Genomic DNA, 15,104 nt, shown 5'->3' with positions numbered 1-15,104 from the left:
GTTATGTCTTATTTTCAGCCCCCAATCAATACCTGTGGGAACCCTGCCATGATTACTCCACCGTGGGCGGTGGAATCGCCCATGCGGGCGGCAGGCTGGCCACCGATGAGGACAGTGGCTGATCCCATTAGAATGGAATCAGGCGGGCCTACACAGGTTGCCATATCGCCCATACGGGCTGCGGGTTGGCCGCCGATCAACACCGTCGGGCAACCGGGAGGCAGAATCGGCCCTCCCACATGCGGAATCGGCGGAACTCCGGGTGTCTGCATCGGGCAGGTGTGCATGTCACCTACCCGTGCTGCTGGTTTTCCCATAGTTGTTTAGTTTATTCGTTTTCCATCTTTAATAATTACCGGTCCCTTGCCGGCTGGCCTTAAATCGTGAACCGGGGACGCCACTTTCCCCGAGAATACCATCTTTTCGAAAAGCTCATATACAAGCTCCAGATAGATTTCCACTTTTGCCACGGAAGCATAAATATCCTGGTGATCGTATTCCAGGTTCATGAGTTCGAAAGCCGCATTATCCAGGTCTCTTGATGAAACCCAGTGGCTGAAATGATTCAGCACCTCTTCACGGTCATACTCGGATAGCCAGCTTAATGCCGATTTGAACAGCCTTGCAAACCGGATGAAAAATTCGATCATAAACACAGGAGGCTGTGTTTTTAAGATCATTTTATAATGACTCAGGTTTATTGTGAGATAATACACCAATTTTTCAATCACATAAATCAGGTTATTATTGAGCTTGGTCTGGTCCGTGCGGTTCTTTCTCAGGTACTCGGCTAATGCGTTAGTGATTTTCTCAATCTTATTTTCAAATTCCATGTAATAATCGAATAAGGCAGGATACGCTGTTACTCTTGAACACGGCGGAATATATTCGGTGATTACATGCACTTCATGCGCTACTACCTGGAACCGGGCTATGGTTATGTGGTTTTTCCATAATTGCGACGAATTCACCTGTTTTGTAGGGACCGCATTGATCTGAATTTCCGGCATCACCCAGGGATGACGGAACGGTGTTTCATTTTCAACCGGCTGACCCACAGGCACTCTCTTATCGGGAAAAACTGCCAGAATCAGGTCAAACATTTCATTCGAAGCATCGGATATATTGAAGTCCATCGAAAGCTTTTCAAGGGGATACAGCAGTTTCTGGATATTCTGCGAATTGAGTTCTACCCGGATGCCTCCTTTGGTTATCGCCCTGCATTCGGCCAGTTTCACATTGATCTGGTTATTCTGGTCGAAGCTGATCATCAGGTTCAATGAACTGTTTCCTTCACCCGAGCCTTCCAATAAACCATAATTGTGGTCCGTCATCTGGATACATCCCATATCCCGCAATCCATCCATCAGCCAGTTGTCGAGGCCGATGAAATGATCCTTGTTCAGCTTCATTCCGTCGATCCAGTTGGTTGCGAGATTTCTTTTTTCTGGTAGCATATGTTGTCAGTTTATATCGATGTGCTATAGGATAACCGGCTTTCATAATCCCTGCCGGCGATGATAAACGGTTCATCTTCGGGTTTAAGCAGGATCCTGAATTGCGTGTGCAGGTCGGCCTGAAAAAACAGTCCTGTAAGCCATTCAACCAGTTTCCTTTTATCACCGGCCACATAATCCATCAGGTCGTCGCTGTTCATAAGCGGCCCGATCTCAATCGTAATGAGGGGATTCGCGTCCGGAAAACTTTCTCCCAGCGTGGATTCAAGTGCCAAATGCATTTGACCCACAGGAAGAGCTGATCCTGTATATTTAATTGCACGGTTATTCTCCTGTTTAATCCTGATTATTTCCTGGATGATGATCTCAAGGCAGGTTTCAGTCAGCGCCAGGTTTCCAGCAATACTGCTGATATAAGGCATTATAAAAAAAAGCGATGCTTTCTGATACGGGTCCAGGCCAAATTCATCGAGGTTAAAAAAATCCACAAACTCCCGGATACTCTCCGGTGAAAAATAAAAATCCTGCTCAAAATTTTCCTTGTTAACCAGGTGCCTGTAAAATTCCTGTTCCAGGGGCATAAAGAACAGCCGGGCGTTTTTCTCCTGTGTTTTATGAAGTGAGAATTCAGTTACCGTTTCATTATGATCCTTAAAGTATTTCCGCGACGTGGTATGGAAGAAACCTTCGGGCAGGATATCATAAAATCCTTCACGGTGCAGGAAAATATCCCACTCCTGTTCATTCCGTGTGTTGGTGCGGCTTGTTATTTTTTCCACATCATGTGAAAAGAAACGGCGAAATATCCCCAGCAGCCGGACGGTTACCCCCGCCGGCGCTTTCTGCCCTGAAAGCAAATGACTGACAACCACTTCAGCCAGGTAATCAATATTTTCGCGGTTATTCGTTAACATAATCGACCTTGTAATGATAAAGACATGAAGAGCGCCGTTCAAGCGACTTTTCAATATGGTTAACCAAATTCAGTGCTTCATCATCCGTTTTTCCGGTACTGAATTTCAAAATCACATGAAGGCAGTTCATATACCCGGAAGATCTTTCTTTTGAAAGAAGAGCTCCTTTTTCGACGGTTACCTTATCCAGTTCATTGCCCAGTTCGGATTTGCAAAACGACCGTATATCTTCAACCGTAACAATCCGGTTGCGTGCCAGGAGCTCATTTTTAAACAGCCATGTCCTTTCGAGCTGATCGGGTGGGTTTTTACCCCCTGTTGAGGTGGTGAGGAACCGCAGGCTTTTCTTATCATATTCTCCGCTGGTGCACCGGCTTCCAGGGGTGATGTTATTGGCAAACGGCCCTGCAGTGGACCAGTATTCGAGCCATATATCCTCGACAACAGCTGATTTCATAAAGATGAAATGGGTGCTGTTCTCGTCGGTGTTTAATTTTGAAATCCCCAACTGAAGCCTGTTTATAATGATCTGCAGATCATTCAGCTCCTTTTCGATCATGGAGGCATTCAATGAACGGAATGCGACGTATTCTTCACGCAGCAGTTCCAACAGGTAAACCACATATTCGAGGGCATCTCGTTCATCAAACCGTTTGACGCCTTTTGTGCGGACCGTAAAGGTGCCTGGTGTAAATTCACTGGCTCTTTTAAAGGGTAATTCCTGGTAACTGGTCTGGCTGCCGCTTATAATACGATGAATGGTGAAAAACATATCGTCGTTCTGCAGAGGAAGAATATTCAGATCGGCGCTGATCGTAAAGGGCCGGTTCGAACTGTGAAACCTCCTGTTCATTACAGGGAAAGCGTTCGGTGTGCAGAAGATGCTTGAAAATGCATCCGGGGGAAATATTTCAGGAAATCTGATTTCAATCCAGCAAAGTTTCTCTTTTATTTTTTCGAGTTCGGATTCATTATAAAATTCTTTGAATACTGCCGGATGGATATCCGCCTTAGGTAGCATGTCGCCTGCTATGGTGATGAAATGCTCCTCAAAGAAGCCGGTTACCGCTTTTTCGGTTTTGCTGTTTATATCCAGGAAACTTTCAATGTCGACTGAAATCTCATTGTAAATGTTTTCGATTTCTCTGCTGTAGCCGCTTTTTACCTCGATCTCCGTTCCCTGGTGAAACCAGCGCGTTGCCGGGAGCAGTTTTAGCAGAAATTGCTTATCCGGATTGTTGAACCAGTCGAAGTAAAATGAGACATTTTTCAGGTTCTTCACTGAAGGATTCATTTTCAGGCCAAGCCAGATAGTCTGGTTGTAAGCGGGTAACGGAGGACCTGAAGACCTGAATTTGATTTCCCTTGTCATCTCATTCATTTGCATAACGGCAGATGACGTTATCATAAGGGCTACCTCAGCATCTACCAGGGTAAATTCGGAGGCGGGGGAGAAATAGAGTTTCTTGTGCCCTGTTTTACCATTTACTGCATTGATGTTTTCTTTTTCGAAAATGAACTGGTCACTCCGGTTTGCTTTTTTAGTCGGGGTGGCCGGCTTTGCATGCATTATGGCATACGCGGGAACCGGCCGTAAATTCACTTCAGGCAGCAGGATCCGGGCTACTTTTTCAAGGATCCTTGACCTTGAATTATAAAGCGACGTTGACAATCTTTCAAATTCAACCGAGCAGGCACCGAAAAGCATATCAATGACAGGGTCAAAACCTTCGGTTTCGGCATCACTGTATCCCCACAATTTAGCGGCATATTGCTTGAGCCGGCTTTGTACGACCTCTTTTTTATTTTCTTTCAGGTCCATATTCTTATCAGGCTACGGAGAGGGGACTGAAAAACAGGAATTCAAAATGCTCAAAAGGTTCATTCAGGTGTGATATCACGCCCCTGATTTCAAGGGTCAGCTTGTGCTTGAGTCTTAACGGCTGTCCTTTGAACCGTTCAAAAACCTCTGCCTCTTCCAGGTCAATTTTTACCTCCGTTTTACTTATCCTCGGTTCATTCGATTCTATTGAATCTACCACGGAACTGCGCAAATCTTCAAGCCACTTTGAGATATTGGTTACCGTACTATAATCCTGGTTCCAGATCAGGCAACCATAGGATTGATTATACCGGTATTCCCGGAAGTGCGTTTTAATGATCATATTGATGTTCATCCTGATCGATTCACGGATATCGCAAGCCGGGTGTTTCTTCTTCTCTAAAAGAGACGCGGTATTCAGAGGTATAGAATAATATTTATCCACTTCATCGGAATTAATTGATCTTTACAAGTCCCCCGGTGACTTCCGTAATTCCGCTTCCTGCCACCTTAACCATGGCACCGCTGATTTCTGTCTGTGCGCTTCCGTTGATCTTTAGTGTAGTTGCCTTTATATCGGTTTGTGTCCCGTTAATATCCATCTGCTGTCCTTTTATGTTAACTCCCTTACTGGCGTTGATTGTATGATCGGTAGCGGTTAATTTGGTTCCTTTACCTGAATCAATCTGAATATCACTTTTCGCAGAGATCTTAATTGAATCGGCAGAAATTTCAAGTTCACCTTCTGTTTTGATTGTGATCTTGCCTTTATTGTCCATGCTAAGAGATATCTCATTTTTAGGGGAGCCGTCGTCCTTGTTTAAAATCCGGATTTCTTCTTTTCCGTCCTCGTCAATAAAAAGTATTTGATTCCCGTTGCGGGTTCTTATGGATTTCGTATTGTTTTGTGAATGGTACCAGTGGTCGGGTTTTGAGTTTTTATGATACACACTTCCCATTACAAAAGGTTTATCCGGGTCATTTCCTTCAAAACCTATCATAACTTCATCGTTAATTTCAGGAATAAAATAAAATCCGTGCTGGTCATTTTTATCCGATTTGCCTCCATGCGGATTTAAAACCCTGAGCCATGGTGTTTCGGAATGGTCATCCCAAAAGAACCGGGCTTTGACCCTCCCGAGGTTCTCCGGGTCATCATTACTGCTGATAACGGCAGGTTGCATTTCACATGCAGGGAGTTTCACCCTGTTGTTCAGCGGTGGTTTGTTTATTGATTTTGGGATGGCTGTGAAATAATTTTTATATTTCCTTTCGGTGTCAATAATGTGCTTTACTGAAGTAATGATGAATTCACCGAAATCATCTTCCTGGTCATTCTGACTTTTAATTTTGATAACCGAACCCACGTTAATATCAGGCAAAGTACTCTGGCCTTCATTGCTTATGAGGCTTCGGGTGTCGGCAATCCGGCGGGTTTCAAAGAAATCCTTGAAATCGCTTTCTTTTGCATACAAACCGGATGAGAACAGGATGTTCTCCTGTTTGAATTTTTTCTCGGAAACCGATTTGGCATGATCTCCCCGGGCATCCAGGTCATTAACCGCAATGTCCTTGCTTTCTTTAATCCAGGACTCATTTTCAAGGTAATCATAGGTTATGGCCTTGAAACCGTAATTTTTCAAATTAAAGGCAAAATTGAAATCCTGCAGGTTATTATCAACAAAAACGTCAATTGATTTGGATTTACTCAGGGTGCCAAATATCAGTTCACTTCCGTTATAATAGCACCATTCGCCATATTTTTCAGCAATGCGGTTAAGAAATTCAAAGTTTGATTCATTATACTGGACAATATAAGGAATGTCTGTGCGGTAAGAAGGATTAGAGTTCAGTTTCAGGTCGTTTTGGGGTACCTGGTCGTGAGTGGCCTGTACTATTTCACTGAGCAATCTGCCGGTAAATGACCTGCAGCAGGGCCTTCCATCTATAAGTATGGTCGGACTGAAACCGGCGAGATGAATTTCCTTTTGTCCCTCTGAGGTACGGTTAAGTCTTGCCTGGGTTACAAGACCATAAAACCGGTTGTGTACATTGTTTTTTCCGTTTTCAATGGTTTCAAAAGTGATTTCAATTTCCGAGCCGATAAAATCCCGGATTTTATTCAGGATTGAATTGTATTTCTCTTTGTAGAAATCGGCAACATAGATCACCTCGAACTGGTGATGCCAGTTGATTTCCTGGTTTATTGAACAGGAAATAACGGGGGAAATCGTATTTCCCCCGATTTTGACGGTTAGCTCGACTTGCTGTAGCAATGCTTACGTATTGAAATTATTTACCTGCCTTCACATCGTATTTGACCCCGTTCATGTCAATTTTGGTGAATGCAATTGAAATGCTCATTCCTCCTCCGCCTCCACCGCTGAATGATTCACTTAAGGATGTAAGATAGGCATCACTGAATTTTATTTCCCTCAGGTTGGATCCGGGATTATTAAAATCCTCAATTTTTATGGTTCCACCGATTTTCTTTTTAGTCGTTATCCACTGAAAGAACTCCGTTTTATCGGTGAGTTCTATGTTAAGCGAAAGATCAGAAAACGATAGCCTTGCTGCGGCTGCATTAGCCTCAAGGCCTGATACAGGAAGATTTGCGCCATACGATACGCTGTAAACCTTAACGTCTTTTAAGTTTTCAATGTCCAGTTTAATTTCATCCATTGCAATAATTTTTTAGGGTTTAAGAAAATAGATATGTTTATTTACCTTGATCCTCAGAGAATTCAGCCTTCCATTCTTCTGCTGTGTCTCCCTTGGTTCCTCCAAGCCGCAGCAGGAAGCTTTTGGCGGGGAAGAAGGGCGTAATATGGACATCAAGGTGGATGACTTTTGTTTCAGGGTCCTGTGTGATATCCACTACCTGGAATGATTCGATGATTTTGTCATGTCCCTTAATACTCCCCAGGAAACGGGCTATTTCCACTTTTATGTCCCTCTCCACAGTGGCATCCCAGTTAACAAAGGCCTGCCGGTTCAGGAAGTCGATGATGACTTTTGCCACATAATCGAACACCCTTACAACAGAATAGGTCTGAAGTCCGATATCATTTCCGTTATAAAGCGTTTTAGCCGACATGCCCATAACCTTTCCCCACTCATGAACCATGGGAACCAGGCCGCGTCTTTCAAGCTCGGATATCTCACTTTTCTTCATTTCGAATTTGACGCCGTTCACTTCATTCAGTCCGCCATGCATTTTCCCTGCAACAGGCTGAGCAATAAGTGTGCTGTAAATCTTACCCGCAAGGGCTGTTGACGGCGGAACAAACAGATGATCCTCTTCACCCAGTTCGGCATATTTCTCTCGGCCAACAACCCAGTTACACGTAAGTATCGCGTTTGATTTGTATATTTCACCGCCTGTAAGTCCGGCACTGTCAAATTCCTCAATTACGGCTTCGGGGTCATCGAGGTGCTGAAAATCGGTTATCAGCATCACCTTGTTATTATAGGCAATTTTCGCCCATTTGTCCACCGCCTGGTTTGAACCGAGATAACCCGGAAGCACAAGGAGCGAATAGTTTTCCCTGAGGTCAAGCCGGTCATAATTTTGCTTAAGTTCTTCCGTAATCTTATCGATCACCATGGTGTTTTCCATGTCCTTCAAGCGGTCAGGATCCACATTGATAAAAGTGACATTCCTGACCTTATCGCGTTCCGCATTTTTGTAAAACAGCGCAACAGAACGGTATGCTACTTCAAGATCATGTGTAGCGTTCACGGCTTTTGCCATGTTTTCATTCAGCACCTTTGAGGATGCGCTGATGCGTTCCTGGGCAGCGCCGATCATTTCAGTAAGATCGGTATGCTCCGACAGGAGCTGGATCCATAGCGAAAGATGGTTTTTAAGCTTAGCACGGTCCGATCTTTTTGAAGAATCCGTTAGAAAAATATTCTTCCGCGCCCTGGCTTCGGGGTCCATGGATGACACTCCGTCTACTGTATCTTTAATCAGATCGAAACCTCCGTAATCCAATAAAGCTTCAATCGATTCTGCCAAAGGCCTGGCCCCGGTTTTAACTTCCTGTATCTTTTCCTGAACAGGCTTGGCCTGCTTTTCTACTTTCTTTTCTGTTTCATTTGCCATGGTAGTAGGATTTAAGCGTTTGCCTGGTCGAGTTCATTAATGATTCCCTGTAAAGCCTGCAGGAAATTTTGTTTTGCATCGGCGTTTTGCAAAGCCGCCTTAAGGATTTTATTCGTCTTCAGCTTTTTAATAATGGAGTTACACACATCCTGCTCTGCCTGCAATTTTTGCAGGAACTCACTCTGGTTTATTATTCCTTCCTTTTTAAAATCGAGAAGGCTGTTGAATAGTAACTCTTCTTTTCGCTGTGCACCATTTTCCTCTTCAAATTCAACTTCAACCGAAGGTTTGAAATGATTAAAAACTTCATCGATTGTTTTAAGGCCTTTCACGGGTTCAAGTTTTCCGGGTTTCCCTGTCAGCTTTTGAACGAGGAGGGTTTTGTTCGAAGAAATATTCGTTATAGCTTCGAAAGACTGTTGAGGGACCAGCTGTCCCCCGATTTCAACTTCATTGAGCATAGGATAGATATTTAGTTTTTGTTCACTGTGTTTTTATTCTGAATGACATTCCATACGAGTTCTTCTTCTTTGTTCAGATCGAGATTCAGGGTGTCACCTGCGTTTACTTCACCTGAAATAATCATTTTAGAAACAGGTCTTCGCAGGTAGCTGCGGATGACCCCGTTAATCGGTCTTGCACCATAACGGGGCGAAAATCCTATTAATGCAAGGCTTTTCTGAGCCTCATCCGTGATGTTAATTTCAATATCGTTCAACTTCAACGTGGCAATGAATTTTCTAAGGTGTATTTTGAAAATTCCGGCGATGTTTTCTTCGGTAATGGGTGCAAAAGGAAGGATTTCTGTAATACGTGCCAGGAATTCCGGACGGAAGTACCTGCTCATGATTTCCATCATTTCAGATCCCGTTGGCAGGCCATCTTTATTGAATTTTTCTATAATGAAATCACTGCCCACATTTGAGGTAAACAGAACGATTGAATTGGTAAAATCACCTTCTTTGCCAAGCCTGTCATGCAACTTTCCTTCATCCATTATCTGAAGAAATACATCGAAAACAGAAGCATGGGCTTTCTCGATCTCATCGAAAAGAAGTACCGAATAAGGTTTTTCACGGATTTTATTTACAAGCAATCCTCCTTCCTTATAACCCACATATCCCGGAGGGGCGCCGTATAAAAGCGCTGCGGAATGTTCTTCCTTGAATTCCGACATATCGAACCGGATCATCGCCGTTTCATCGTTGAAAAGGTAATCAGCCAGTGATTTCGCGAGCTCCGTTTTCCCTGTACCTGTGGGTCCGAGCAGGAAAAAGCATCCTATCGGCTGACCCTGCCTTGTAAGACCGGCCCTTGCTTCGAGAATGGCAGCGGAAAGCGACTGAATGGCAAGGTCCTGCCCGATAACCCTTGATCTCAGATGTTCTTCGATCTTCAGAAGTTTCTCTTTCTCACTCGTTTGAATTTTCCCGAGCGGGATACCCGTTTTGCCTGAAATAACGGCAGCCAGGTCTACTCCGAGCAATACTCCTTTCTTGTCCGATGCCAGCGTTTCAAGATTATCGAGGATACCTGACAGGTATTCCGTATAGTTTGCTGGATCGTCAAAATGTTTTTCGGTCAGGTTCAGCCCGCCGGATAAAATGGGGCTGATTGTGCTTCTGAGTTGTTGTTCAAACCAGGAAAGTTCTTCAGAAAGATTTTCTTTCTTTTCCTGCAGTAGGAAATTGAGACTTTTCCTTAGTCCTTTAAGTGAATCCATCGACACCTCATCCATGATCCGGATGGCTGCCATAGTGCGGTCAATCAGGTCAATGGCAGAATCAGGCAGTTTTCGTTCCTTCAGGTATCTTTTTGCCAGTTGAACCGAAGTTTTTATTGTTTCATCTTCGATTTTGATGTTATGGTGCTTTGCATACAGGGGGATAATATGGCGGATCATCCGGAAGGCTTTTTCCGGGTCAGGTTCCTCGATTTGCAGAACTTCAAAGCGCCTGTTGAATGCGGCTTCAGGTTCAATGAACTCCCTGTATTCCTCGATTGTGGTTGCCCCGATTAAAGTCAGGTCCCCTTTTGTCAATTCAGGTTTCAGTATGTTAATGACGCCTGTTCCTAAAGATCCTGAAGCATCAAAGAGGGAATGAATCTCGTCAATAAATAATATGGCTTTTTCAAACGATTTAATTTCATTTATAATATTCTTTACCCTGTCTTCAATTTCTCCTTTATAGGATGCCCCGGCAGCCAGTGAACCCAGGTCGAGGCCAAAAACCAGGGCATTCTTAAGATTTGCCGGCACCTGTCCTTCGGTAATTTTCAAACACAGACCATCTACAAGGGCGGTTTTGCCCACCCCGGGGTCACCAAGAATAAGTACATTGGGTTTGGTTCTGCGACTGAGTATTTCAATCATAGTCCGGGTTTCGGCATCACGGCCTATAATCGGATCGATCTTGCCTTCCCGGGCAAGCGAAGTTTTATCGACACAATAACTGAAAAGAGCTTTTACCTGTGCCTGCTTTTTTCCTTTTTCAGGTTGGCCGGCCGATTTCACAGGAATTGATTCCAATAGCCCTGCCTCTTCAAGCAGGTGATCGGTAAACTCCTTTTGCGAGAGGGAGAACGATTTTAACTGATCCTGGCTGAAAGCAAGGTTTGGTTTACAAAGAGCCAGCAATAAAAGATCCGGATCGATAAGTTCCCTTGAAAACTTGAGGCGCAGCAAATCAGCTTCTTCAAGAACCCTGCCAATGCATTCGTCACCTGAAGGCTCGGGTATGGTTACAGCCGATCTGGGGAGCTCTTCAATTCTTATGTCGGCCCATTCTTTAAGGTAATTTACATCTTTTCCAATACGGGTCAGTACCACATCAAGCCCCACATCCTTATGCAAAAGACCTTTTAAAAGATGGGCTGCTGAATAGTGTTCATGCTGATACTCCCGGGCAATCTTCTGGGCGATCCTGACTGCTTCCCTGGTTTCTCCGGATAATACATTTAATTCAGACATTTATTCAAAACAGAGTTAGTATGGAAATTATCTGATCGCATACAAATCAATCATCCAACATATCCATGCCACAAGTCCATCCACCGCGAAAAAACACCGAATCAAATATGAGAACCTGCGCCTGCAGGACTCACAAAAAGGAATATTTTAAAACTGTTAAGAGTTGAAAAACGGTTTAAGATCTGCTTTCTGTCTATAATCTTGCTGATAATCCCTTAAAATTTACACAACAGATCCAATTCATCTAAACAATCATGAAACAAAGAAACAAGTTATAAATTTAGCAAAAAAAACTATTCCACAATAGGTTATATTGTATTCTTGACGGATAATTCCCATTTGTCGATGTTTAATAAATCGTGACTCGCATTTAAACAACCTGTATTAAAAATATTTGATTTTTAAGAATTTGATGTAATTTTATTCAACTAATCTATTCCAGTCCCGTTATGAAGCCCTTTTATTGTTTTTTAATTGCTCTTGGTATTCTTGGCGGTTATGCGAAAGCACAGGAGGTAATTAGCCGTAAATCGGATGCCAAACAAATTACCTTGAATGCCGGCCCTCCTGAACTCACATACATGTATTATACTGTTTGTGATACAGGCGCAGGTACCACCACGTTAAAACCTGATGGTTGGATCCAGGCGGGTGAAGTGGTGCAGGTCAGATTTTACATCAAAAATACAGGAGATGCAGTAGCCAATGATGTTACTTATATGTTTAAGTCGCCAAATCACTCTGTTGTTATTTCAAAGAACTTTGGGAATTTAGGTAATTTACCACCACAGCAGGTTAAAACATTTACTATTTATGTAAATCCCGACAGGTCCTACAGGTTGCCGAATATTCCTGTGGTTTTAACTGTAAACGGATCAAATAAACCTTCAGGCATTAATAAACTGCAAATAAACCTGGCGTTCAATAAAAAACCTCCCTCACCTCCACCGCCACCTCCACCGCCACCTCCGCCTAATCCGTATAAAAATCTTGACAGGGCGCCCAATACAAATTCAGGAAGGCCCGATGCTATTGCGGTGGTTATTGGGATTGAAAAATACAAGGATTTACCTGATGCCATTTACTCCAGTAACGATGCAAAACTGGTTTCCTCCTATTTTAAGAATACTCTTGGCATTGATAAAGTAATAACGGATACGAATTCGGATGCAAACTGGATTTTTTTTGATAACATGTTCAATCTTGAAAACGGAGAGTTGAAGAAAATGGTTGTTCCCGGCGTTACAGAACTGTTTGTATATTTTTCGGGACATGGAATTCCGTCCATCTCCGGTGAACAGATATACGTTGTACCCTCTGATGCTAAAAAAGACAGAATCAGCAGCCAGGGTATAAATGTCACCGCTTTATATGAAACCCTTCAGCATCTGAAGGCCAAAAATGTTTTTGTATTTGTGGATGCCTGTTTTTCCGGAATATCGAAACAGAGCGAAAGCATTAAGTCGGAAAATATCATCAGAACCAGATCAACAATAACAGGAAGTAAGTCAAGGAATCCATGGATCAGCAATCCGTCATTTTATGTTTTCAATTCCTCGTCATCTGATGCAGTTTCTCTCGCATTTGATGAGTCCCGTTCGGGTTTGTTTACCTGTTTTCTTTGTCTTGGACTGCAGGGCGCTGCGGATGAAAATAGTGATAAAAAGCTTACTACAGGTGAGTTGCAGAAATACATATATAACAATGTCTTAAAAAACTCTGAAACGATGATCAGTAAACAATTCACCCAATTCCACGGAAATATGGATTATGTTTTGGTGGAATATTAAAAACAGGATTATTCCTTTATAATCGGACAGAAAAACCCATAACAGGAGGATTGTATCCGGTTTCTCAGGTTTCTTCAGAAATCCCAGGAACTTCCAATTCAGGTGCACAAGCGGACAATACCCCTAATGCTGCAATCAAAAATTTCTTTCTCATTCTGCAGAATATTTCCGGACATTAAAATGTATAGGCGATTCCGAAAGTCACATCAGCATATTTAAATTTGTACAAGGATATTCCGCCTGAAAGATAAAACTGCTTTATCCTGTAAAGAGCTGAAACTTCAGCCTCAAAAGCTAAAAATGAATCTTCCCTTAGAGTTACCCATTCAGTATCATTATCTGAGTTGGTCATATGCCACAATGCACCATGATAAGCAAGACCTGCTCCCGGCTGCACATAAAAGGAATTTGAAAGCTTCAGATGCAAGCCGGCAGTTACCGATAATCGCTTACGTTCAGTTTCATTTGGCAGAAAAAACCATCCATTTGGTGGTAAGTAATTCTCAACAGATAAATCTGACTTTGTTAAGACATTGGAATTGCATCTTGCTGAAATATATAGTCCGGGATTTCCGGATATTCCGGCGATTAATCCGAATGGCGCAGTATGCGATCCCTTATATCCAATAAATAGTTCCCTGTTTTTTTCTTTGTTTATTTCTTCAATTGCTTTAATCTCAAAAACCGCATCCCCTTCCTTGAAAGAAGGAAATTCCTTTGACAAATCCCAGATCACTTTCTTCTCTTTACCCGGCTTAACATCTTTGCCAACATCACCTGTTACAAATTTCAATTCCTGTTTTTTGAAGGTAGCACCGCTATCCAGGCTAACGTATATTTCAATCTTATAGATTTTTTCCTTCGAATTGCTTGCCAGGTCATATCTGATTTCAACTTTCTTATCCTTGATATTCCAGTCAATATTCTCAATGGTTTGACAGAATGACTGAGGAATATACAAAACTAAAAGAATAAAAAGAACTATATTCCTTTTCATTTAAATGAATTTTTTACAATTTAAAAATCATAAATTGAATAACATGTTTTTATTGCTTAATACACCGAACTGAAAAACCATAGGTCAAAACAAATGATTTATATAAGGCTTCATTACTATTATACAAAAGCTGAATGCAATTATAATTGTTACTGGGAATCTTTTTCATCCAGATATAGGCATATCCTCCCATTTCTAAATAACCATCTCCTGAAGGATTACGTTTTCCGGAAGGCATAGCACTAAAACCTGTTACATTGGTGGGTGTAGTTGTCGAAGAATTCCATAAAGGACTCACTGCTTTTAATTTACCTCCTGATATCCCATATCCTCCGAGAAAATCAAATAAAGTTTGCACATTATTAAAGTCCGGAACTATCCAGCCATCAGGACATAATTTATCTGTATTCATAGCATAGCCATTATATAACGCACCATAAGGATTTGAATTCGCCGGATCGTCGTTATACCAGCAATAGGCAGAAGTAGAATGGTTTCCCCAGGATTCTTTATCAACCAGATAATCTATAGGCTCACCATTATTAAGTCTGGTTACTTTTAAATTTTCAGCCGACCAGTATTGAGTACCAATCTTTACTACTTGATAAAAATTACTGTCAACATCAACCAATCCAATATGAATCAAATTTGATTTTCTAATTGAATCAATTCCCGCATTATTTAATATGGTTAGTTTCACAGTATAAACACCTGGATTTAGATAAGTGTGTTCAGGATTTTGTAAATTACTAAATGTGTTATCTCCAAAATCCCAGAACCAAACACTCGGATTATTGCTGGAATTATCCTTAAAAGTTACTGAATTACCCAGAGTCACAAATTTTTGCGAACTGAAGCTTGCTACAGGCAATTTTGTAACAACTAATTCGGGTTCACACGAATGCAATGCAACAAGCGTGATGATAAAAGGGAAAATTAAGCCTTTCATATCTTGATAAATAAAAATTAGTAATCAAGAAATACAAAAACCCAGTGTAATCGAAAAAGAATAAGGGCTTACCGTCAGCAAATGCAATATCGGCCT

At 42.2% G+C, this 15,104-nt stretch carries 13 protein-coding genes; 1 reads left to right on the top strand and 12 read right to left on the bottom strand.

Translation table 11 applies throughout. From position 1 onward, the window contains the following. Positions 1–14: 14 nt before the first annotated feature. The 10 genes from VK179_00980 to VK179_00935 are packed head-to-tail and all read right to left on the bottom strand — an operon-like array spanning position 15 to position 11,272. Positions 15–317 (bottom strand): PAAR domain-containing protein, encoded by a 303-nt coding sequence (locus tag VK179_00980; protein HLO57291.1) that lies wholly within the window; start codon positions 315–317, stop codon positions 15–17. Between the two features lie 6 nt (positions 318–323). Continuing rightward, complete coding sequence (locus tag VK179_00975) at positions 324–1,457, bottom strand: hypothetical protein (GenBank protein ID HLO57290.1); 1,134 nt, start codon at positions 1,455–1,457, stop codon at positions 324–326. Between the two features lie 11 nt (positions 1,458–1,468). Then, entirely contained in the window at positions 1,469–2,371 is a 903-nt protein-coding gene (locus VK179_00970; GenBank protein ID HLO57289.1) for a hypothetical protein, read from the bottom strand. Continuing rightward, entirely contained in the window at positions 2,358–4,193 is a 1,836-nt protein-coding gene (locus tag VK179_00965) for a hypothetical protein (protein ID HLO57288.1), read from the bottom strand. The genes VK179_00970 and VK179_00965 overlap by 14 nt, the downstream gene beginning before the upstream one ends. A gap of 7 nt (positions 4,194–4,200) precedes the next feature. Continuing rightward, positions 4,201–4,638, bottom strand: a complete 438-nt coding sequence (locus VK179_00960) for a GPW/gp25 family protein (GenBank protein ID HLO57287.1) — start codon at positions 4,636–4,638, stop codon at positions 4,201–4,203. A gap of 10 nt (positions 4,639–4,648) precedes the next feature. Next, positions 4,649–6,469 (bottom strand): phage baseplate assembly protein V, encoded by a 1,821-nt coding sequence (locus VK179_00955; GenBank protein HLO57286.1) that lies wholly within the window; start codon positions 6,467–6,469, stop codon positions 4,649–4,651. A gap of 16 nt (positions 6,470–6,485) precedes the next feature. After that, positions 6,486–6,875: a type VI secretion system tube protein TssD gene (gene tssD, locus VK179_00950; GenBank protein HLO57285.1), complete on the bottom strand. Its 390-nt coding sequence runs from the start codon at positions 6,873–6,875 to the stop codon at positions 6,486–6,488. 37 nt (positions 6,876–6,912) lie between these two features. Further along, a complete protein-coding gene (locus VK179_00945; protein HLO57284.1) occupies positions 6,913–8,301 on the bottom strand; it encodes a hypothetical protein in 1,389 nt (462 codons plus the stop codon). An 11-nt stretch (positions 8,302–8,312) separates the two neighbouring features. Then, entirely contained in the window at positions 8,313–8,762 is a 450-nt protein-coding gene (locus tag VK179_00940) for a hypothetical protein (GenBank protein ID HLO57283.1), read from the bottom strand. Between the two features lie 11 nt (positions 8,763–8,773). Then, positions 8,774–11,272, bottom strand: coding sequence for an ATP-dependent Clp protease ATP-binding subunit (locus VK179_00935; protein HLO57282.1), 2,499 nt, complete (start codon positions 11,270–11,272; stop codon positions 8,774–8,776). Between the two features lie 449 nt (positions 11,273–11,721). Between VK179_00935 and VK179_00930 the strand changes: the two genes are divergently transcribed. Then, positions 11,722–13,062 (top strand): caspase family protein, encoded by a 1,341-nt coding sequence (locus VK179_00930; GenBank protein HLO57281.1) that lies wholly within the window; start codon positions 11,722–11,724, stop codon positions 13,060–13,062. A 175-nt stretch (positions 13,063–13,237) separates the two neighbouring features. Here the strand turns inward: VK179_00930 and VK179_00925 are convergent, their stop codons facing one another. After that, positions 13,238–14,059 carry a hypothetical protein gene (locus tag VK179_00925; protein ID HLO57280.1) on the bottom strand — a complete coding sequence of 274 codons (822 nt, stop codon included), beginning with the start codon at positions 14,057–14,059 and terminating at the stop codon, positions 13,238–13,240. Positions 14,060–14,108: 49 nt separating this feature from the next. Next, entirely contained in the window at positions 14,109–15,008 is a 900-nt protein-coding gene (locus VK179_00920) for an FISUMP domain-containing protein (GenBank protein HLO57279.1), read from the bottom strand. Positions 15,009–15,104: the final 96 nt, after the last annotated feature.

The organism is Bacteroidales bacterium (assembly GCA_035299085.1).
Lineage (GTDB): Bacteria > Bacteroidota > Bacteroidia > Bacteroidales > UBA10428 > UBA5072.
Note: the sequence above shows the minus strand (reverse complement) of the source record. Positions and strands in the feature narration are given on the sequence as shown.

Coding starts and splice junctions, on each gene's coding strand:
- VK179_00930 (HLO57281.1), top strand. CDS start 11,722: ATGAAGCCCTTTTATTGTTTTTTAATTGCTCTTGGTATTCTTGGCGGT.
- VK179_00965 (HLO57288.1), bottom strand. CDS start 4,193: ATGGACCTGAAAGAAAATAAAAAAGAGGTCGTACAAAGCCGGCTCAAG.
- VK179_00975 (HLO57290.1), bottom strand. CDS start 1,457: ATGCTACCAGAAAAAAGAAATCTCGCAACCAACTGGATCGACGGAATG.
- VK179_00945 (HLO57284.1), bottom strand. CDS start 8,301: ATGGCAAATGAAACAGAAAAGAAAGTAGAAAAGCAGGCCAAGCCTGTT.
- tssD (HLO57285.1), bottom strand. CDS start 6,875: ATGGATGAAATTAAACTGGACATTGAAAACTTAAAAGACGTTAAGGTT.
- VK179_00940 (HLO57283.1), bottom strand. CDS start 8,762: ATGCTCAATGAAGTTGAAATCGGGGGACAGCTGGTCCCTCAACAGTCT.
- VK179_00925 (HLO57280.1), bottom strand. CDS start 14,059: ATGAAAAGGAATATAGTTCTTTTTATTCTTTTAGTTTTGTATATTCCT.
- VK179_00935 (HLO57282.1), bottom strand. CDS start 11,272: ATGTCTGAATTAAATGTATTATCCGGAGAAACCAGGGAAGCAGTCAGG.
- VK179_00920 (HLO57279.1), bottom strand. CDS start 15,008: ATGAAAGGCTTAATTTTCCCTTTTATCATCACGCTTGTTGCATTGCAT.
- VK179_00980 (HLO57291.1), bottom strand. CDS start 317: ATGGGAAAACCAGCAGCACGGGTAGGTGACATGCACACCTGCCCGATG.
- VK179_00970 (HLO57289.1), bottom strand. CDS start 2,371: ATGTTAACGAATAACCGCGAAAATATTGATTACCTGGCTGAAGTGGTT.